A 19,417-nucleotide genomic window follows, 5' to 3' on the forward strand; every position below is an offset into this window, starting at 1 on the left:
CAAAACCCCCCTTCTTCCCCCCGCGGCGGCGCGCCCCCCCGCATTTCACCCCCATTCCGCGGGGGGGGGGGGGGGGGCGGGGATTCGCGCTGCTCCCGCCCGGTGAAAGCAGCACGGTGAACCGTGGTGATGCCAATGCACCGACATGCACGGCCAGCTTGCGCGGATGGCGCATCGACGTGTGCTTCACCTGCTGGCGCTCGGGATGTGGCGACGTGGCGAGCGGTTCGGCGGGCATCACCTCGAAGACAGCGCCCGCAGGCGAAAGCAGCGTCGCGGTCAACTGGCGGCCGTTTTGCGTCATCACGGCAATGGCGCCGTCGCATTTCACCTCGGCTCCGGTGTGCATGAACCACCAGGCCTCGACGGGCGCGTCTGTTTCGATCTCGTCTTGCACGATCACATCGTGACCGGAGAGCATGATGCCGCGCCTGACGGCGGAGGCACGGCAGGCGTAGGCGGCGCTTAGATTCACGATGGCAAACGCCCGGCCCGGTGATTCATGAAAGCGCTCGATGGAGGCTTTGGCCTTGGTGGCTTGATCGGGGCGCGCATCGGGCGCGATCACCAGCGTGTTGTGACCTTCAGCACGCATGCGGTAGTAGTCCCACCTTTTCGATCCGAAGTAGCCGGGCAGGTTGTAATCATCCGCGCCGAGGTCGAAAGCCCATCGTTCGCCTGCGGCTTCGAGCACAAAGGTGCCGAGATCGAGGTTGCTGTGGTTCACCGCGTTGTTTCCACCCTTGAAGGCCACAAAAGTGGCCTGCGGATCATCCCAGGCGCTGCGCAGCGTGACCACCTCGGAGCTGCGGAAATGTTTGGCGGGCGGTTGCTGCCGGTTCCCCGGCGGCTGCATCAGCCAGCGGCGGCCATAAAGCAGGTCCAGCGCGGTCGGTCGCTCCCCAGCGCGGGCGATGCGAAAGGCGGCGAAGTCAGGGCGCTCGAAGCGGGAGGCGAGCCAGAGCATGTGCTGCCCGCCGCAGCCGCCGTCTCCGGCATCGGCATAGTTGAAGGTTCGTCCGGTAGGGCCGGTGACGTAGATGGGGAAATCCGCCGCTTTCGAGAAGCCCTCCATCTCCGACAGACCGAAATCCGTGCCCAGAGCGGAATCGAGAGCAGCGATCATGAGCACATTGTACATCACCGCGTAATCCCAGTAACTGGGTCCCTCTCCCCAGGCACCGTCCGGCGCGAACTCGTGCATCGGCCGCCGCACGCTGGCGATGGCGGCAGGAAGGATCTCGGCGGCGAGCGCCTGCTCCTCATCAGCGAGAGCCAGCGCACCGAGAGTCATGCCGCCGTTGCAGACCTGGCTCCAATTGTGATCAGCCGCCGTCCACCCTTTTTGTTTGCGATACAAAGGCAGCGCCTGCTTCAGCCCCAGCTCCACGATGGCCGTGCGCAGCACCGCGCGACGCTCCGGTGTCCACGTGTCAAAGAGCCAGTCGTAGCCGATGGCAAAAGCGGCGGTCATTTCCGCCGTGTCGAGGAAATGGCTCGGGTTCCAGTCTTTGAACCGTGCAGCGGCCTCCAGCTCAAGCCAGAGCCGCTCCGAGTGGCGAGTGTCGCCCGCGAGGCGAAAGACAAGCCCCAGGGTGAGCACACGATCGAGCACGCGACGGCTGGTGGCCAGGAGCCGCTTGCCATCTGGAATCTCGTAACGTGATGGCTCGGCTTTTAGCAGCTCACCGGCTTCTTTTTTGAGATGACCCAACCACTGGGCCGCCTTTCCTTCCGAAGTCTGTTTTTTGAGCTGCTCGAAATCTGCCGCCGAGGCCAGCAGGCGTGGATGCGCAGGCTTTAATCGCGCGAGGATGTCCGCAGGCAGCGTGCCTTCCGCACGAGAAAAAGAGACATGCATGACGAGCAAGAGCAGCAAGGCCCATCCCAGAAAAAAGTGTCTCGTCCTCATCGTGGGCTGTGGTTTCATAGGGCGTCGTGGTGGCGGGTGGTTTCGAGTTTTGGGGTCTCACCAGGCTGGTTCCGGTGGTGCGGAGTTTCCGCTCATCGATTCAGGCAATCGCCACACTTGGCTGCCTTCGCGGTCGGTGAAATAGAGGCGCGACTCGGCGGGTTCGAGCGTGTGACCGTCCGCCCAGAAGGTGTAAAAGCCGGGGTGGGCGTTCACGGGACGACGTGCGTAGGTGTGGTTGCGGAGGCTGTCGTGGGTGAGCATTTTCGCCTTGCTCCATGTCGCACCCTCATCGCGGCTGGTCCACATCACCATCTCGCCACCGGCGGTCCACGGCTGCGGGCCGGGATCGGTCGGCGCGACGATCCGCCAGAGACCGTCCGGCTCAATGTGGAGGGAGCCGTGGTCGTAGTTGTGATCCGAGGTCGTGAAGGGCCGGCGCACCCACTCCGTGCCGGTCCAGCGCATGGTGAACCAGGTGCGCGGACCGTGTTTCGGACCCGACTCGTAGCCCGTGGCGGTCAGAAACAGAACCACGGGCTTGCCTGTATTGTCAAAGTTCAGGTCTTTCAGGTAAACGAGCTGCTTTTCAGCACGCGAATCGAGCACAAGTGCCGGATTCGCCGACTCGGTGAGCGGAATCTCAAGCACCGCGCCGCCGACTGTGCGCCAGGTGCCGCCAAAGTCGTCCGTCTCCATGTAATAGATGTTGGACCGTTCATTGAGGCCGACCGGCTTCGGGTGGTAGTCAAACACACTCGCGAGGCGCTGCCCAAGCCGCCAGGTGAGCTGGTAGTCGCCCATTCCGATGTGGGCCAGACTGCGCGGCTGGCTCCAAGCGCGTCCATCCGCGCTCGTCATCGAAAACAAGCCTCGCCCGGCACTGTAGCGTGTGTGCAGAAAGAGAAACCCCTTTCCCGGCATCCACCACGGGTGCGTGTAGGAGAAGTTGGTCTCCAGAATCTCCTCAAACTCGTCCACCGACCACGGCTTCGTGCTCCTGTGAATCCAGGAAGGCCGCGCCGTACCGTGGGCAGCGGAAAAAACCCACACATGCCCGGCATCGTCGAGCATGAGGGTGGGGTTGTCGTGCGCATCATCGGTCTTCTTGTTCAGCAAGATCGCCGGGCGCGGCACGGTGCCGGTGGTGTGATCGAGATAGCTGACCATGTGAAGCAGCTCGTTTTTCTCCCGCGTGCGACCGCCGTAGCAGAAGAAGGTCTTGTTCACCTCCTTCGCATAAATGGCCTGTGGGAGTTGCTGTTGCGGATAAGTCGCGAAGCCGCCGCTGTATTTGTAGCGGTATTCATCCTTCGAGGGTTGATTCGCATACCAGATGCCCCGGTAGCCATCATCACGCGCAAGCACGGCAGGCGGCTTCTGCGCGGAGACCACCGGCGCGAGAAGAAGCACCAGAAGCTGGATGGCGAGGCATTTCATGGCAGTGATGAGGCATCGTCCAAGGCGAATCCAGCAGGGCTTGCCGGGATCAAAACGTGTCGTAAAACGTGCCGATGTCCTGCGGCTCTGTTGCGGCGTTGTAGGCGATGGCGGAGCGGGGATGCTGGTTGTGGAGGCCGGTGAGCATGTAGGGGAGGTCAAAGCCCCAGCCGAGGTCTTTGCGCAGCGGCTCGATGGTGTCGGCGACGCATTTCAGGATGGGACGCAGCCGGTGGGCGGGGTCACGCAGCAGGCCAAAGAGCAGCTCCATGGGGCAATTGCCCGCGCCGCGGCCCAGGCCGGCCATGGTGGCATCAATGTAGTTCGCGCCGAGGGAAATGGCCTCAATCGTGTTCGCGTAAGCGAGCTGGAGGTTGTTATGCGCGTGGATGCCAACCTCTTTGCCGCCGCTTTTGGCGTGATGAAGGTATTTTTCGACGAGGCGGCGAGTTTGCAGCGGGTAAAGTGCGCCAAAGCTGTCCACGACATAAATCGCCTGCGCCTCGGAGGGCGCGAGAAGTGCCAGCGCGGCCTCCAGCTCGCTATCTCCCACGGTGGTGACGGCCATGAGGTTTACGGTGGTCTCGTAGCCCTTATCGCGGGCGTCTTTGAGCATGTCGAGCGCCAGCGGCACTTGATGAACGTAGCAGGCGACGCGCACGAGGTCGATGAGGCTGTTCTTTTTCGCGGGGATGTCCTCTTGGTAGTCGCATTTGCCCGCGTCAGCCATGATGGAGAGTTTCACACTCGTGGCGTTGTCGCCGACGATGCGGCGGATGTCCTCCTCGCGGCAGTATTTCCAGCAGCCATGCTCGCCGAGTTTGATGTCCTTGCTCGATGCGCGGTAGCCGATTTCCATGTAATCAATGCCTGAGGCGATGCAGGCTTCATACACGGCTTTGACGACGTGGTCGTCGAAGTGGTGGTTGTTCATCAACCCGCCATCGCGGATCGTGCAGTCGAGCACGCGGATTTCAGGACGATGGGAGAGCCAGTCGGTGGAGGTGGGCGTGGCGGACATGGCGCATAGGGTTGTTGGAGATAAAAACGCGCGGAGGCCGGGGACGTTCATGCCGTTATTGTTCTCCTTGTGAACCCGGTTGCGCAGATGCGGGTCAAAACAAGAAACGGGGACAAGAATGGCAGAATTCGTGTCTTGCCGCGAACTGCGCGGCCCATTAAAATTTCATAGCAAAATTCCTCCTCAATCATGCCTCTCACGTCCGGACTTCTCATCAGCCTCGCCCATGATGAGCGAGCCTTTGGATTGCGTCAGGCACTCGACGAAAAAGAGGGGGTGACCGCAGGTCTCCCAGAAGGGCGCTGGCTGCCAGCCGCCATCGAGGCCGAGGATGATGCTCGATTACGCGAGCTGCACGACTGGATCGCGGCGCTGCCGGGTGTCGCTTTTGTTGATGTGGTGCATGTGAACTTTGATGATCCGACGACAGCCTCTCCAACATACTCTCCATGATCCAACGCCGTGATTTCAACCGAATGGCCGCTCTGGCGGCTGCTTCCGCCGCCGCACAGGCGCGGGCTCAGAATGCGCCGTCTGCTGCTGCGGCCTCCAATGACGGAATCGCCTGGGATAAGGCTCCGTGTCGATTTTGCGGCACGGGTTGTCATGTGCGTGTGGGTGTGAAAAATGGCCGTGTGGTCGCCATTGAGGGAGATCAACTCGCGGAGGTCAATAAAGGGCTTCTTTGCGTGAAGGGCTATCATGTCGGCCTGGCGCTGTATGGCAAAGATCGCCTCACGCAGCCGCTGCTGCGGCGGAATGGCGTGCTGGAGCCGATTTCGTGGGAAGAGGCGATCGAAACGATCTCGCAGAAGATCCTGGCCACGCCGGATCAGTTTGCGATTTATGGCAGCGGCCAGTGGACGATCCCCGAGGGCTACGCGGCGAACAAATTCATCAAAGGCGGCCTCGGGAGCAATCACATCGACCCCAACGCCCGCCTTTGCATGGCCAGCGCGGTCACGGGCTTTCTCAGCGTGTATGGCGTGGACGAGCCCGCAGGCTGCTACGACGACCTCGACAAGTGCGATGTGCTCATCATGTGGGGCAACAACATGGCGGAGATGCATCCGGTGCTCTTCAGCCGCGTGATTGACCGCCGCACACGCGGGGAAAAGGTGACGCTCATTGACATCGGTACGCGCCGCACACGCACCACGGATTTCAGTGATCACTACCTGGAGTTCCGCCCGCACAGCGATCTGGCTATCATGAACGGCATCGCGCACCTGCTGATCAAGAAGAACGCCTTCGATCCGAAGTTCGTGGAGAAGTTCTGCAACTTCCGGCAGGCGCCCAAGGACCCGAACGCCACGCCCACCGCGCCGCTGCTGGGGGATGCGATGAGCTTTGACGACTACAAAGCCGCGCTGGAGCCCTACACGCCGGAGCATGTGGAAAAACTCAGCGGCGTGCCTGCGGAGAAGATTCGCGTGCTGGCGGACTTGTTTGCGAACAAAGACCTCCGCATCACCTCGACCTGGTGCATGGGCTTCAACCAGCACTCACGCGGCACCAACGCGAACCGCCTCTGCCACGGCATCCACCTTCTCAGCGGCCACTTTGGGAGGCCGGGCGATGCGCCGACCTCCCTCACCGGCCAGCCGAGCGCCTGCGGCACTGCGCGTGAAGTCGGCACGATGTGCCATTTCCTGCCTGGAGGCCGTCTCATTCTCAATCCAGAGCATCGCAAGGAAACCGAGAAGCTGTGGAATGTGCCCGAAGGCCGAATCAGTCCGAAAATCGGCCACCACACGGTGCTGATGTGGGAGAAGTTCTGCACGCCTGCGGACAAAGGCGGCGATATCCAGACGCTGTGGGTGCAGGTGACGAATCCCGGCCAGTCGCTGCCGAATCTGCACAAGCTTTTCAAAGCTAAGGCGGGCCAGCCGGACAAGTTCCTCATCGTCTCCGACGTGTATCGCACCGCCACCACGGAGCTGGCGGATCTCGTGCTGCCCTCGGCGATGTGGGTGGAGAAAAACGGCATGTATGGCAACAGCGAACGCCGCACGCAGCAGTGGTTTCGCATGGTGAAGCCGCCAGGCGAGGCACGCGATGACGCGTGGCAGATGATTGCGGTGGCGCGTCGTTTGCACGATCTGGGACACCCCGGTATGAAGGACAAGAACGGGCGCTTCCTTTTCACCTTCAAGAACGACCAAGGTGAAGAAGTGCCCGTGTGGGAATGGCCGCGCTACTACGACCTGAATGTGGACAAGGTGCTGTTCGAGGAATACCGCCTGTTCAGCCGCTACAAGCACAAGGACCTCGCTCCCTACGAAGAGTATGTGAAGGCCCGCGGTCTGCGCTGGCCGGTGGTGCAGCAGCAGGATGGCACCTGGCGGGAGACGAAGTTCCGCTTCAGCGAGTTCGACGATCCTTATGTGAAGAAGGGCGCGGAGATTCAGTTTTACCACTCCGTCACGAAGGATGACAAAGCGCTCATCTGGTTCGCGCCTGCTGAAAAAGCCGCCGAGGAGCCGGATGCGGAGTTTCCTTTCTGGCTCTGCACGGGCCGCGTGCTGGAGCACTGGCACACCGGCAGCATGACGCGGCGTATTCCGCAGCTCCATGCCGCCATGCCGCATTCTTATGTCGAGATGCACCCCGAGGACGCCCGCGAGCATGGTTTTGCCAATGGCGAAAGCATCGTGGTGAAGACGCGCCGTGGCGAACTCAAGCTGCCCGTGTGGATTGACGGGCGTGGTCATCCGCCGCGTGGCTCGCTCTTCATTCCGTTCTTCGACGAGCGGCTGATGTGCAATGACATCACGCTGGGCGATGTCGATCCCATCTCCAAAGAGCCCGATTATAAAAAGTGCGCCGCCACCGTGGCCCGCGCCACCGCCGCTCTTTGATCATGCCTGACGAACCGAAATCGAAGCGCATCGAGTCCGGCCTCATCGTCGGCGGCATCATCGCGCTTGTCGCCGTGAGCGGCTACTTCGTCGGCCTGCGGCAGACGAACAGCGCCATCGCCATGACCCGCGCCGTCGCCGTGGTGAAGCATGACACGCATCGCGATCTCACCGGGGCCACGAACGTGCCCGTGGCCGTGCGCTACATTGATCAGGACTGGTCGAGGGACGGCCCGAACGCGCAGTGGCGGAACTCACTCGTGGATTTCCAGCAGCCCGCGGCAGCAGCGCCTGCTGGTGCCGCCCCCGTGCCGATGGAGGTGAAGCTGGCCGCGCTCCAGGCACGCGCCAGCCGCCGCGCCTATGATGGAGCACCGCCCACCGTGCCGCATCCCATCATGCAGGACTCCTCGGCGGCCTGCCTGGCCTGTCATGCGCAGGGTTTGCAGGTGAAGGACCGTTTCGCCTCGAAGATCAGCCATCCGACCTTCGGCGGCAGTTGCACGCAGTGCCATGTGTCCTCGCGTGGAGCTTTCAGCTCAGCGGATGCCGCTGCTTTTGCCGTCGCGCTCACGGAGAACTCCTTCCAGGGAGCCGAAGCGCCGCCGAATGGCCCGCGTGCCTGGCCCGGAGCGCCGCCCACCGTGCCGCATCGCACACTGATGCGCAGTGATTGCATGAGCTGTCATGGTCCGAAGGGCCTCTTTGCCCTGCGCACACCGCATCCTGAGCGGCAGAGCTGCACGCAGTGCCATGTGCCCGCCGCCACGAATGACCAGCGCCAGTTTTTGCCTGCACCGCCGCTGGATGCGGTGAAGAAAACAGACACCGCCGCCGCACCAGCCGCAGTGCCGACACCACCCGCAAACCCGCCGCCGAAACCATGAGCGCATCTGTGTCCAGACGGGGCTTCTTCACCGCCCTCAGCCGGCCTTTTCAAAAGAAGGCGGTTCCGGTGCGTGCTGTGGAAGTCACCGCATCGGCCACACCTGCGACGCCGCGCACTGCCATCATCCAGGGGCGGTTTTGCATCGCACTTACCTCGTTTTGCTCCGTGTGCGTGGAGCGCTGCCCCGTGTCGGGTGCGATGACAAAAGATCGCGGTATGCCGATGGTCGTGGCGGATGTCTGCACCGGCTGCGGTGTCTGTCACGACGTCTGTCCAGCGCCGCGCAATGCCGTGCTCATGCTCCCGCGCCGTCCAACAACCCTCACCCCGCAGCCCGCATGAGCGACACCACCGCCACAACGCCGCTGCCCGAGCTGCAGCAGGCTCAATTCGACGCCGCCGAGCTGGAGAGGCTGCTGCGCGACATCGGTGCCTGCGCCCAGATCACTGAGATCATCCCGAAATATGCCGCCACCGGCCATGTGCCGGAAAACGCAGCCGTCACGCTCGATGACGGACGCCGTCTCCTGCTCGATGGCGGAGCACGCGCCGTGCAGTTTCGCTATCGTTTTCAGGACGCCGACTGGTGGGACACCGTCATGGCGCTGCCCGGCGGCCAGTTCCGCCTCGTGCGCATCCAGCACCACTTCGATTCCGCCTCATGAGCCGACTTTTGAAACAACACCCCAGCCTCGCGTGGATTGCCCTCGTGGGCTTCGCCACGCTTTGCAGCCTCGCGGTCGTGTGGGCGCAAAAAAATCTCGGCGCCGCTGAATCCGCTCCGGTAATGAAGAGCCGGCCAAAAGCGGAGAAGCATCTCGTGGCCATCAAACCCGGCCCGCCCACGCCGAGGCTCGACACCGGCCTGAAGGATGCGCAAGGCCGCGCCATCACCGCCGCATGCAGCACCTGCCACAGCACCACCACACCGAACACCATGCGCAACACCGCGCACGATCTTTTCCAGGCCCATCGCGGCCTCAGCTACGCCCACGGCAATCTAACCTGCCTGAGCTGCCACAACGCGAAAGACTACGACGCGCTCCATCTCGCCGATGGACGCAGCGTAGCCTTCCCCGATGTGATGACGCTCTGCGCCCAGTGCCACGGCACGGCGATGCGTGATTACCTCCACGGCAGCCACGGCGGCATGAACGGCCACTGGGATCTCAGCAAAGGTCCACGCGTGCGCAACAACTGCGTCAACTGCCACGACCCGCATCATCCTGAATTTCCCCTTGTGAGACCCGTGCTGCCGCCACGCGACCGCATTTCCGTTCCCAACGTCCCCGCAGAGCATTGAGCCATGAACGATCCCGCACCTGCATCACCCAAAACACCCTGCGGCGGCAATTGCTCCTGCTCCGGAGGTTCTACCAACGCATCGCCGCCTCCCGGCGATGACGGCTCCACCCGCCGCGCCGTGCTGAAGGGTCTCGGAGCCACACTCGGCGTCGCCGCGTATGCCAAAGCGCTCGCGCCGCTCACCGAGCTGACCAAAGAAACCTCGATGGATGAGTTCCTGCAAAAGCACTATAAGGAGCTCAGCAAAGACGAAATCGCCACCGTCATCACCCGCCTCACCCAAGAGGCCAAAGAGCAATACGGAGCCGATGTGACCATCAGCGACCCTAAGCCGCAGGAAGGCGTGAAATTTGGTTACGCGCTCAATCTTTCCATCTGCAACGGCTGCCGCAAATGCGCCGAGGCATGCCATTTGGAGAACAATCATGACCGCCCCTCCCACCAGAGCTACATCCGCGTCTTTGAGATGACGAAAGGCTCGATGGACTTCGAAAAAGGCAACGTCCACTACGACCATCCCGTGCCGCAGCCGGACAAATACTACATGCCCGTGCAGTGCCAGCAGTGCGAGCATCCGCCCTGCGTCGATGTCTGCCCGGTCGAGGCTACTTGGAAGGAAAAAGACGGCATCGTTGTCGTCGATTACAACTGGTGCATCGGCTGCCGCTACTGCGAGGCCGCGTGTCCGTATCACGCCCGCCGCTTCAACTGGCAGAAGCCGCAAATCCCCGCCCCTGAGATCAATCCGGATCAAAGCTACCTCAGCAACCGCATCCGTCCGCAGGGCGTGATGGAGAAATGCACCTTCTGCCTGCACCGCACGCGGAATGGCCGCCTGCCAGCCTGTTTGGAGGCATGTCCCACCGGTGCCCGCGTTTTTGGTGATCTCAATGATCCCGCCTCCGAGGTCCGCTACGTGCTCGAAAACAAGCGCGTCTTCGTCCTCAAGGAGGAACTCGGCCTCAAACCTCAATTCTTCTACTTCTTCGATGAGTGATCCCGCCGTCATCCCTGTGCCCGCCACGCCCGTGCCCGAATGGCGGCAGTATCTCCGCTTTGCCTGGAACGCCTTCAGCCAGTCCGTCGAGGGTGGCTGGAAGTTTTATGTGTGGATGACGCTGCTCACCGCCGTCTTCCTCGTCGGCGCGAACGCCTGGGCCGTCCAGGTGCGCGATGGCATGGCCCTCACTGCCATGAGCGACCACGTCTCCTGGGGCCTCTACATCGCAAACTTCACCTTCCTCGTCGGCCTGGCCGCTGGTGGCGTCATGATGGTCATCCCGGCCTACCTTTATCATGACGAAAAGATGCACGACATCGTCATCATCGGCGAGTTGCTCGCCATCGCCGCCATCATCATGAGCATCATGTTCGTCGTGTGCGATCTCGGTCGGCCCGACCGCTTCTGGCACATGATGCCCGGCCTCGGGAAGTTCAACTTTCCCGTCTCCATGCTCACCTGGGATGTCATCGTGCTGAACGGCTATTTCGCCATCAACGTCTATATCTGCGGCTACCTGCTCTATAAGCGCTTCCGCGCTCAGCCGCCCGTGGCAAAGATGTATTTGCCCGCTGTGTTCCTCAGCATCGTTTGGGCCATCAGCATCCACACCGTCACCGCCTTCCTCTACTGCGGACTGGGTGGTCGGCCCTTCTGGAACACCGCGCTGCTCGCCCCGCGCTTCCTAGCCAGCGCCTTCGTCAGCGGCCCCGCCTTCATCATCGTCGCCATCCAGATCATCCGCTGGCAAACCGGGCGCATGTTTGGTGAGGGAGCCATCCGCACGCTCGTGAGCATCGTCCGCATCACCATCCTCATCAGCCTGCTCATGGTCGTTTCCGAGATCTTCGTCGAGTTCTACACCGGCGGCAGCCACACCGGCGCCGCGAAGTATCTCTACTTTGGCCTGCACGGCTATCATGAGCTGGTGCCGTGGATCTGGACCTCGATCGTGTTCACCGTCGTCGCAGTGATCCTCTTCATGCAGCCAAGGATCAATCGCCGTCCCTTGCTCCTGAACACAGCCTGCCTGCTCGCCTTCGTGGGTCTGTGGATCGAAAAAGGCATGGGCATGATCATTCCCGCCTTCATCCCCAGCACCCTGCACGAGATCGTCGAATACCGCCCCAGCCTCACCGAATGGAAAATCACCGCCGGCATCTGGGCGCTGGGCTTCATGATCTACACCCTGCTCCTCAAAATCACGATCAACATCCACAGCCGCAAGCTCAAGGACGCCAGCGGTGCGAGAACCATCACACCAGAGGACTCCCTGGCGATGGGCGATGGAGGCGTCTGAAGCTGCGTTGGCAGCCTTGATGAAGCATCACGCCTTCAGGATGGCGTCGAACTCCTTGTCGGTGAAGGCTTGCAGCGTTTCTGTCCGCACGTTGCCGAGGGCGGCGAGGGAGGCCAGGAGGTGGAGGATTTTGGCTTCGCTGTCAGCGGCGAGGACGAGCGCACCGTCGTAGTGGCCGATGGTCCAGAACTGGCCTTCGACCTTCACGCCGGACTTTTCGGCGAGCGCGTCAAAGGCGTGGGCGCGTGAGGTGGATTCTTTGATGTGGGCGGAACCTTTCTCGGTGAACTTCAGGAGGGTGATGCAGCGCTTCATGATCGTGTCGGGGTTGTTGATGGGATTCAAATCAAGGTGTGGGCTTCTCCGGTGGTGGCGGTGGGGTGCGGACATCGACGAGCAGCGCGTCCACCGGCACGAGATGGCGGTAGATGAAGGCCTGCATCATGTCCTCGGCGGGCACGGCGGTGGCTACAAAGATGTTGGGTGACTCGCCACCGCTTCCGACGACAGTGAGAGCGATGGGTCTTTCGAGATCGGTGCCGGATGGCACGGCAATGGAGACATCCGCCTTGTCCTGGCCTTCGGGGATGGTGGCATTATGCATGGCAAAGCCTGATGGCGCATCTTTGAGTGTGAGTATGATCGGTCCGGTGAAGCCGCCATCCCGCAGTGCATGCACGGTGAGGCGGGCGGCACCGCCGGGCTTGGCGTTCAGGGAGGAGGGCGTCACACGCAGCGCGAACGCGGGGTCTGCGGCACGCACTTTGAGCCGGTAGGCATTGGTCGGGCCGCTCTGACCCTGCGTGTCGGTGACTCGGATGAAGGCGCTGCCGCCGGGAGGCATCTTCATGCTGATGCGGGAGTCGGCATGATGCGTGGTGAGGCCGCTACCGAGGTCCTCATGGTCGTCATTGAAGGCCACCTGTTTCCCATTCTGGTCAAAGACAGTGAGGGAGGCATCCACGGGCGAGCCAAGCCGCCGCGCGAAGATCTCAAAGATCATCTCGCGCCCACCATTGGCCTTCACGCGGTAGAAATCGGCCTCGCCGGTGCTTTCGATGACACCATTGACGATCATTGGTGGTTCCAGCATCTGCGCGGTGCCGAGCGTGTTGTTCGGCTCGCGTTCGCGCTCCTGCGGCACGTTGTCGATCTGGAAGGGAATCGCGTTGGAGCGCTGTCCGCCGGCTTTGGCATGCAAAAGCACGATTCCTGGCTCTTTCGGGGCTTCGTAGCTCTGTTTAAAGTCGGAGCCGAGATTTCCGCCCTGGAAGGTGATCTCGACTTTTTCGCCCGCCGTTGCTCCGAGCGGCGAAATGCCCGTGAGGAAGGGAATCTGACCCACATGGATGCGGTACACAAAATCGTCACGACCGCGGTAGATCGAGTCATGCACGCGGATGCGGTAGAGGCCGTCGGCGGGGATTTTGTAGAAAAGCACGGGGTCAGGGTCAAAGCGGTAGCCATCGGCATACCCGACCTCGTAGCCATCGGCATTGTGCAGGCTCACCACGCTCTGAAACCAGCCCGGAACAGCATCGGCAAGGTAGGGGATCAAACTGCGTGCGTGCATGGCGATGACGACACGCTCGTCTTTTCTTGCCTCGAAGGTGAACTCATCCACCTCGCCGGGCATGATACGGCCATTGAGTGTGACGGGCAGCCGGGCGGTGGGCGTGGGCACTTTTTCCTGCTTCATCGAGTCCATGCCGCCACGATATTTTTCGAGGTCAAACTCACGTTGAGGCTCGGCCTCAAGTACCTCGGGAAGCTGGCCGATGACGAAGCGCATGGGATTGCTGAGGCCTGAAGGTGTGCGCAGGCGCAAATGGCGTGTGCCGGGCTCCGCAGTCTCGGCGATGGTGATGCGCAGTCGTGCGGTTTCGCCGATCTGGTTGTTGAGCTGCTGCTTCGGGTCATTGCGGCGGCGGTCGTACTCGACCATGACGCGCAGCTTTTGCTCGGAGAGGTCGGATTCGCTCAAAAGCTTGCGGATGTATGCGAGTTTTTGGTCCGCAGGCACCTCGCCGGCGCGGCGGCCATCGCGCAGCTTTTGCTGCACCTCGCGCAGGCGGTCGCGGTAGTCGTCCACGACCTGGGCGGAGGGGATTTTGTCATGAACGAGGCATTTTCCCGTCACACCCTCGCCGGAGAAGATGACCTCGGTGTTTTCATCGAGATACTGCCCACCGACGATGACCTCGACAGTGGTGCTGATCTGCCCGCCGGCGGGATAGACAAAGCCGATGCGGGGTGCGGGCTGGGCGTGCAATCCGCTGGTGGCGAGAGCAATCCCGCCAAGGCCGTGAAGAATGAAGCGGGTTTTCATAAAATGAATCACACGAGTTCTTTGAGCAGCCCGGCCATTTTCACCTGCTCTTCCTGACCGGGCACGACTGTCGTTGGCGTGCCTTGCGGATGCGGCAGGGGGGCATCGGCGGGAATACCGAGCTGGCCGTAGATGCTGCCGATGAGATCGGCGGGATACACAGGACGTTCGGCCACCTCCTCGCCGGTGGCGTTCGATTTGCCGAGCACCTGGCCACCTTTGAAGCCACCGCCCGCGAGCAGACTGGAGAAGCACGCGCCGAAGTGATGGCGGCCGCCGTTCCAGGGTGATTCGCTCGCCACTTTTGGCGTGCGGCCGAATTCTCCGGTGCAGAACACGATGGTGCTCTCCAGTAGCCCTTTGTCGTAAAGATCGGTGAGCAGTGCGGCCATTCCCTGGTCGAGCTCCGGCAGCTTGCGGTTCATGATCTGAAAGTGCTGCTTGTGCGTGTCCCAGCCCTTGTAGTTGATGGTGATGTAAGGCACGCCTTTTTCGACGAGGCGGCGTGCCATGAGGCAGCTCTGGCCGAAAGTGTTGCGACCATAGCGGTCACGCATTTCATCCTTCTCCTGCGCGAGGTCGAAGAGCTTGCCGGAGTCGCCGAGAATGAGCTCGTAGGCTTGCTGCTCGGACTCGACCATCGTTTTCAGCGTGGCATTCCCCGGCAGCGAACCACCGAGCGTGTTGAGGCTTCTCATGAGCTTCCTGCGCTCTTTTTGATGCTCCTCCGTGATGTCCGGCGTGACGATGCCTTCGACTGCGAAGGGCGTGCGTGAAGGATCACCGCCAGTGGCGAAGGGTTTGTAGCGTGGCCCGAGAAAGCCGGCCTCACTGAAACGGCCCTGAGGCTCTGTGAGCACGACGTAGGGCGGAATGAGGCCCTTGTAGCCAGCGTCGTAGCCTTTGAAATACGACACCACCGCACCGAGACCGGGAAACACATCGCGCTCGGAGGAACGGCCGGTCTGCACGAGGTAGGAGGCGGTCTCGTGGCCGTTGTTGCCATGCGTCATGCTGCGGATGAGCGAGTATTTATCCGCGTTTTTCGCCAGTTCGGGCAAAAGCTGGCCGATACGGATGCCGCTGATGTTTGTCTCAATAGGCGCATCGAGAGCACCGGAGTACTCGCGGCCCGCCTCGGGCTTCGGATCAAAGGTGTCGATGTGGCAGGGGCCGCCCCAGAGCCAGATTTGAATGACGGACTTCGCCTTGCCTTCCTTGGCGATGGCGGCGGCACGTGGAGCGGCGTGAATGCCAAAGGGCTCCATGAGCAAAAGCCCGGCGGAGCCATAGACCGCGCGGCGCAGGGCCTCGCGGCGTGAAAACGGCGCACCGCCGAGTGTATGAGCGACGCGGGCGACATCGCGTGCGGTGCTGCGTGAGGGGAGAGAAGTCGTGTTCATGGCAGGATGGGGTTAATGGTTGAACAAAAACTCTGGCTGATTCACCAGCGCCCACACCATGTCCGCAGCGAGCGAACTGCCGCCGCCGTAGGTGGCGGTGACATGGGCTTTCAGCGTCTCCAGCTCCTTCGCGGAGGGCGGACGAGAGAGCACGGTGTGGTAGATTCTGTCCGCCAGCGCTTCAGTGCCGTCGCTGTTCGTGGCAGCGGTGACGAGAGGACATTGCTGGATTTTTTTCATCACATGGCTGGAGTTCAGCATGTGCAGACGCTGGGAAGGGCTGGTGTCACGGCTGCGCTCCGTCTCATGGCCGCTGTCACGCGGCGGACGGCCAAAAAGCTCCAAAAACGAGCTGGTGATGCTGCCATCTGCCAGGGCGATGCCGCGCACATTCTCCGGGATAAAGGTGAAGGGCTCAGGAATGGGGCTGCTGTAATCCTCGCGCGTGCCGGTGATCTGGTTTAGCGCATCAATGAGCACTTCTGCCTCCAGTCGGCGCAGTGGGTAGTGCGCGAAGTTTGCCGCTGCCTCCGGCGTGTCCTGCGCTGGGATGCTGGAGAGCTGGAAGACCTGTGAGTTCAGAATGACGCGGAAGAGATGCCGCATGTCACACTTCGATGAGGCGAACTCTTTTTCGAGATAGGCCAGCAACGCAGGATTCGACGGCAAATTGTCCACGCGGAAGTCATCCGGCTCATGCACGATGCCGCGGCCCATGAGCCAGCTCCAGATGCGATTGGACCAGCTTCGGCAAAACGAGGGATTCTCTGGCCGCAGCAGCCAGTCGGTGAAAACGATGCGCGGGTCCTCCAGGCCCGATTGGATCGCCGCAGGGCTTCCGTCCGGGAAAATCGCCTTCTTGGTGAGGCCATCTTTGTCCGCTGTGGGATCGAAATACACAATCTCCTCCTTCCACTCGGCGGTCGATTTGAACGCCACCTGCGTAAAGAAGCCCGCCAGCGCATCGAGCTTCTTTTCCGGCCACTTGTCCGCCCGCTCGCCCATGAAGGTGAGCGCCACAGTGGCAGCGATGCCACGCGGGCTGCGATCCTGCATCGCACGGTAAAAGTTCACCTCGCCCTCGCGGAAGTTGCTGCCGTTCGCGAGCAATAATTGCCGCGCGAAGATGTGCAGCGGCTTGTTTTCCCGCACGCTGGTGTGGATGAAGCGGTGGTAGGCCTGCACCGCGTTTGGCCACAGCTTGATGGGAAACTCCGCCTTCACGCGCAGCAGCTCGCCGAGCTTCATCGCCCAGAAATCCGTGAACTCAGGCCGCTGCAGCAGCACCTCGATGAGCTGCGCCCGCTTGTCCGGCTGCTTCGCGGCGATGAAGCCGCGCGCCTCCGCCTCTGTGGGCAAAGTGCCGATCACTGCAAGGAAAGCGCGGCGCAGAAATGCCGTGTCCGAGCATAGATTCGACGGTTTGATTCCCAGTTCCGTCAGTCGGCCTAGGACGAGTGCGTCCACCTGTTCATGCGGCTTCAGACTTTCGCCGGACCGCATCACAAGTGGTCCAGCTTCATAGACGATGGCTTCAGTCGCGAGTGCTGCTGCCGCGAAGACCAGAAAGAGGGCGATGATTTTCATGGCGGGGCATCAGGCTTCAGAGTTTGGCTTGCGCACACGGGAGAAGGCCACGCCCTCGATCTCCACGAGTAGGTCCGGGCGGCACACATCCGCCACCGCGTAGATCGCGGGCAGGCGGCCCAGACGCCGCTCGCACACGGCACGCACCTTTTCATAGTCCGTGGCGTGTTTCACATAGACATGGACTTTCGCCAGATCTGCCAGCGTGGCTCCGGCGTCAGCCCAGCCCAGCCGTGCGAAGTTTTCCGGTGCGATGAGCTTCTCGATGTTCGTGAGCGTCTGCTCGGTCTGGCCGACGGCATCGCCTTTGTACACCGTCTCCGAGTTCACAATGCTCGCCGTGCCGGAAATCCAGATCGTCACGTCCTCCCCTGTGCGCACCGCCATGGCACGAGCAAACTTCGGACTCTTCACCGAATACTCTTTCGGATAATCGAAGGCGGAGGTTTGCAGCGGATTCTCCAACGGCAGAAGGAAAACGTCATCGCGCTTTGTGTGCAGCGCCATGCAGGCCGTGATGAGCCCATGGCAGAGCGTGCCGATGCCCGTGCTGGCCGGATAAACCGCCTGCCCGCGATGCAGCGTGGGCACCGGGCGGTTGTCGAAAGGAATACCGGCGAAGAAGTCCGTGCGGGCGCGGTTCAGCTCGCGGTAGCGCTCCACACCATCCACCTCCTCCGTGATGCAGCCCTGGTAGAGCCAGGTTCGCACCACGTCCTCAAAAGCCGCGCCACCGCGCCGCAGCGCCGCCTGGAGATTTTCAAAGGCCTCGAATGACTGATCGTAGGCCGTCCGGCCCTCGCGATGCAACGAACCGCCGGAGGCATAAATCCATCGCAGGCCGTCATATTCCACCGTCACCAGATGTTCGTCATGGTGCTCCACCTTCGCATGAGTGGTGCCCACCGCCCAGGCCTCGATCGCGATGCCACGCCCCTCGCAAGGCGGCTGCACCACAAACAGCGTCAACGGCATCTTTTCACCATAACAGGCCTCGAAAAGCAGCTCCGCCGTCGGCACATCCTCCCGGGAGCGCAGAAACACGGTCTGCATCGTCACCTCCATCGGCTCACCTTGCTGGCGCAGGATGGCACGGATGGTGGAGAGCGCCTCCCATGCCTCGTCTTTAAAGTCCCCGCCGCATTGGGGTGTCACCATCATCGCCACGCGTCGCACCTTGCCGAGGTCAATCACCGTATGATGCTGCACGCCCATGAGACAGGGAGGCATGTCCGGTCCGGAAAACCTGCCCGGCACCGCGTGCGAGCATCCATGCGCCGCACAACCCGCGTCGAGCAGCCGTTTGTCCGGGGCCAGGTGGTAGCAAATCGGCGTTTCCTTGGCGAGAGAAGCAGGGGAAGACATGGCGGGCACCTCCAGGCGAATGTTGAATGTTGTTAAACTCGCATCGGAAAGCCGCCTTGGAGCTCAAAGAAGCATCCTTGATGCAACTTTAACAACGGGCAGACCCATGGGCATATGTTGGCCTCCAGTGTGCCTTTGTTGCTCGATGGCGGCGCAAAATGTGGGCAACGAAGCATATCTTTCGCGCATAAGTAGCATCCACTGTGCATGTTTAATCAACCTCCAACCATGAAGCTGATCCTGACCTCCCTCGCAACCATCACCGTCGTGATGACCCTGCTCGTACATGCCGCGCTCGCCGCCGATCCGGCCGCCGTTGCCTCCGAGTCCGCCACGAATACCGTCTGCCCTGTCACCGGCAAACCCGCCGATCCGGCGATCACCGCCGAGTATGAGGGCCGCAAGTGGTCCTTTGCGAAAGAAGCATGCAAAACGAAATGGCTGAAGGCCCGCGAGGACAGCCTGTATCAAAAACTCGGCGGCAAGGCGGCCATCGACGCCGTGGTGGACGCGTTTTACGTCAAAGTGCTGGCCGACAAGCGGGTGAATGACTTCTTTGCCGACGTGAGCATGGACAAGCAGCGCCGGAAGCAGAAGGAGTTCTTGTCGTTCGCCTTTGGCGGCCCGTTGCCGTGGACCGGCAAGGATATGCGCAAGGCGCACGAAGGCATGGGCCTCACCGAAGAGCATTTTAACGCCATCGCTGAGAACCTCGTGGGCACCCTAAAGGACTTCAAAGTGAAGCAGGAACTCATCGACCAGGTCGTCGCCATTGCGGTTTCCACCAAGGATGATGTTTTGGGCCATCCCAAGAAGGCAAACTGAGAGCCGTCCATCTCTCTATTGCTGATTGAACGCCGCAATAAGTGCCCGGAGTCACTTGTTGCGGCGTTCTAAATGACGCTATGGCGATTTCGGTTTAAACATGTTTTCTTATCAAAGTGGCTCGAATGACTGTCGCCACAGCTAAAGAAAAGCTCCCCTTCAAAGAAGAAGAGCTTCGCT

General features: G+C 61.6%; 17 protein-coding genes. 9 read left to right on the forward strand and 8 right to left on the reverse strand.

Annotated elements, in window-relative coordinates; all coding sequences use genetic code 11:
• The 3 genes from KDL09_RS14485 to KDL09_RS14495 form a co-directional block, all read right to left on the reverse strand.
• The coding region (locus KDL09_RS14485) for a heparinase II/III family protein (protein WP_294386421.1) at positions 1-1,861 on the reverse strand (1,861 nt) is incomplete at its 3' end.
• A 108-nt stretch (positions 1,862-1,969) separates the two neighbouring features.
• The gene (locus KDL09_RS14490) at positions 1,970-3,352 is read right to left on the reverse strand and encodes a BNR-4 repeat-containing protein (RefSeq protein WP_294222700.1); all 1,383 of its coding nucleotides are present in this window, start codon (positions 3,350-3,352) and stop codon (positions 1,970-1,972) included.
• 49 nt (positions 3,353-3,401) lie between these two features.
• Positions 3,402-4,373: an aldolase catalytic domain-containing protein gene (locus tag KDL09_RS14495; protein ID WP_294222698.1), complete on the reverse strand. Its 972-nt coding sequence runs from the start codon at positions 4,371-4,373 to the stop codon at positions 3,402-3,404.
• A gap of 189 nt (positions 4,374-4,562) precedes the next feature.
• On the opposite strand from KDL09_RS14495, the gene KDL09_RS14500 reads away from it, so the two are divergent.
• Genes KDL09_RS14500 through dsrP form a run of 8 tightly spaced genes read left to right on the forward strand, consistent with a single transcriptional unit; the run spans position 4,563 to position 11,728 of the window.
• Complete coding sequence (locus tag KDL09_RS14500) at positions 4,563-4,826, forward strand: hypothetical protein (protein ID WP_294222696.1); 264 nt, start codon at positions 4,563-4,565, stop codon at positions 4,824-4,826.
• Positions 4,823-7,234, forward strand: a complete 2,412-nt coding sequence (gene napA, locus KDL09_RS14505) for a nitrate reductase catalytic subunit NapA (RefSeq protein WP_294222694.1) — start codon at positions 4,823-4,825, stop codon at positions 7,232-7,234. Before KDL09_RS14500 ends, napA begins: the two co-directional genes overlap by 4 nt.
• Positions 7,235-7,236: 2 nt before the next feature.
• On the forward strand, positions 7,237-8,121 hold the full coding sequence (locus KDL09_RS14510; protein ID WP_294222690.1) for a hypothetical protein: 885 nt from the start codon (positions 7,237-7,239) through the stop codon (positions 8,119-8,121).
• Entirely contained in the window at positions 8,118-8,465 is a 348-nt protein-coding gene (locus KDL09_RS14515) for a hypothetical protein (protein WP_294222687.1), read from the forward strand. The genes KDL09_RS14510 and KDL09_RS14515 overlap by 4 nt, the downstream gene beginning before the upstream one ends.
• Positions 8,462-8,788 carry a hypothetical protein gene (locus KDL09_RS14520; RefSeq protein ID WP_294386423.1) on the forward strand — a complete coding sequence of 109 codons (327 nt, stop codon included), beginning with the start codon at positions 8,462-8,464 and terminating at the stop codon, positions 8,786-8,788. The genes KDL09_RS14515 and KDL09_RS14520 overlap by 4 nt, the downstream gene beginning before the upstream one ends.
• Complete coding sequence (locus tag KDL09_RS14525) at positions 8,785-9,426, forward strand: hypothetical protein (RefSeq protein ID WP_294222681.1); 642 nt, start codon at positions 8,785-8,787, stop codon at positions 9,424-9,426. The genes KDL09_RS14520 and KDL09_RS14525 overlap by 4 nt, the downstream gene beginning before the upstream one ends.
• A gap of 3 nt (positions 9,427-9,429) precedes the next feature.
• The gene (locus tag KDL09_RS14530) at positions 9,430-10,425 is read left to right on the forward strand and encodes a 4Fe-4S dicluster domain-containing protein (RefSeq protein WP_294222679.1); all 996 of its coding nucleotides are present in this window, start codon (positions 9,430-9,432) and stop codon (positions 10,423-10,425) included.
• Positions 10,418-11,728, forward strand: a complete 1,311-nt coding sequence (gene dsrP, locus KDL09_RS14535) for a sulfate reduction electron transfer complex DsrMKJOP subunit DsrP (RefSeq protein WP_294386425.1) — start codon at positions 10,418-10,420, stop codon at positions 11,726-11,728. Before KDL09_RS14530 ends, dsrP begins: the two co-directional genes overlap by 8 nt.
• Before the next feature lie 27 nt (positions 11,729-11,755).
• Here the strand turns inward: dsrP and KDL09_RS14540 are convergent, their stop codons facing one another.
• From KDL09_RS14540 to KDL09_RS14560, 5 genes are read right to left on the reverse strand one after another with little or no spacing between them, the layout of a single operon-like run.
• Entirely contained in the window at positions 11,756-12,043 is a 288-nt protein-coding gene (locus KDL09_RS14540; RefSeq protein ID WP_294386427.1) for a GYD domain-containing protein, read from the reverse strand.
• Between the two features lie 31 nt (positions 12,044-12,074).
• Positions 12,075-14,057 (reverse strand): hypothetical protein, encoded by a 1,983-nt coding sequence (locus tag KDL09_RS14545; RefSeq protein ID WP_294386430.1) that lies wholly within the window; start codon positions 14,055-14,057, stop codon positions 12,075-12,077.
• Between the two features lie 8 nt (positions 14,058-14,065).
• Positions 14,066-15,460 carry a DUF1501 domain-containing protein gene (locus tag KDL09_RS14550; protein WP_294222669.1) on the reverse strand — a complete coding sequence of 465 codons (1,395 nt, stop codon included), beginning with the start codon at positions 15,458-15,460 and terminating at the stop codon, positions 14,066-14,068.
• Positions 15,461-15,472: 12 nt separating this feature from the next.
• Positions 15,473-17,047 (reverse strand): DUF1553 domain-containing protein, encoded by a 1,575-nt coding sequence (locus KDL09_RS14555; protein ID WP_294222666.1) that lies wholly within the window; start codon positions 17,045-17,047, stop codon positions 15,473-15,475.
• Positions 17,048-17,056: 9 nt separating this feature from the next.
• Positions 17,057-18,412: a Rid family hydrolase gene (locus KDL09_RS14560; protein WP_294386433.1), complete on the reverse strand. Its 1,356-nt coding sequence runs from the start codon at positions 18,410-18,412 to the stop codon at positions 17,057-17,059.
• A gap of 228 nt (positions 18,413-18,640) precedes the next feature.
• On the opposite strand from KDL09_RS14560, the gene KDL09_RS14565 reads away from it, so the two are divergent.
• The gene (locus KDL09_RS14565; protein ID WP_294222132.1) at positions 18,641-19,237 is read left to right on the forward strand and encodes a group 1 truncated hemoglobin; all 597 of its coding nucleotides are present in this window, start codon (positions 18,641-18,643) and stop codon (positions 19,235-19,237) included.
• The last annotated feature ends 180 nt before the right edge of the window (positions 19,238-19,417 follow it).

Source organism: Prosthecobacter sp. (assembly GCF_020439865.1).
GTDB lineage: Bacteria > Verrucomicrobiota > Verrucomicrobiia > Verrucomicrobiales > Verrucomicrobiaceae > Prosthecobacter.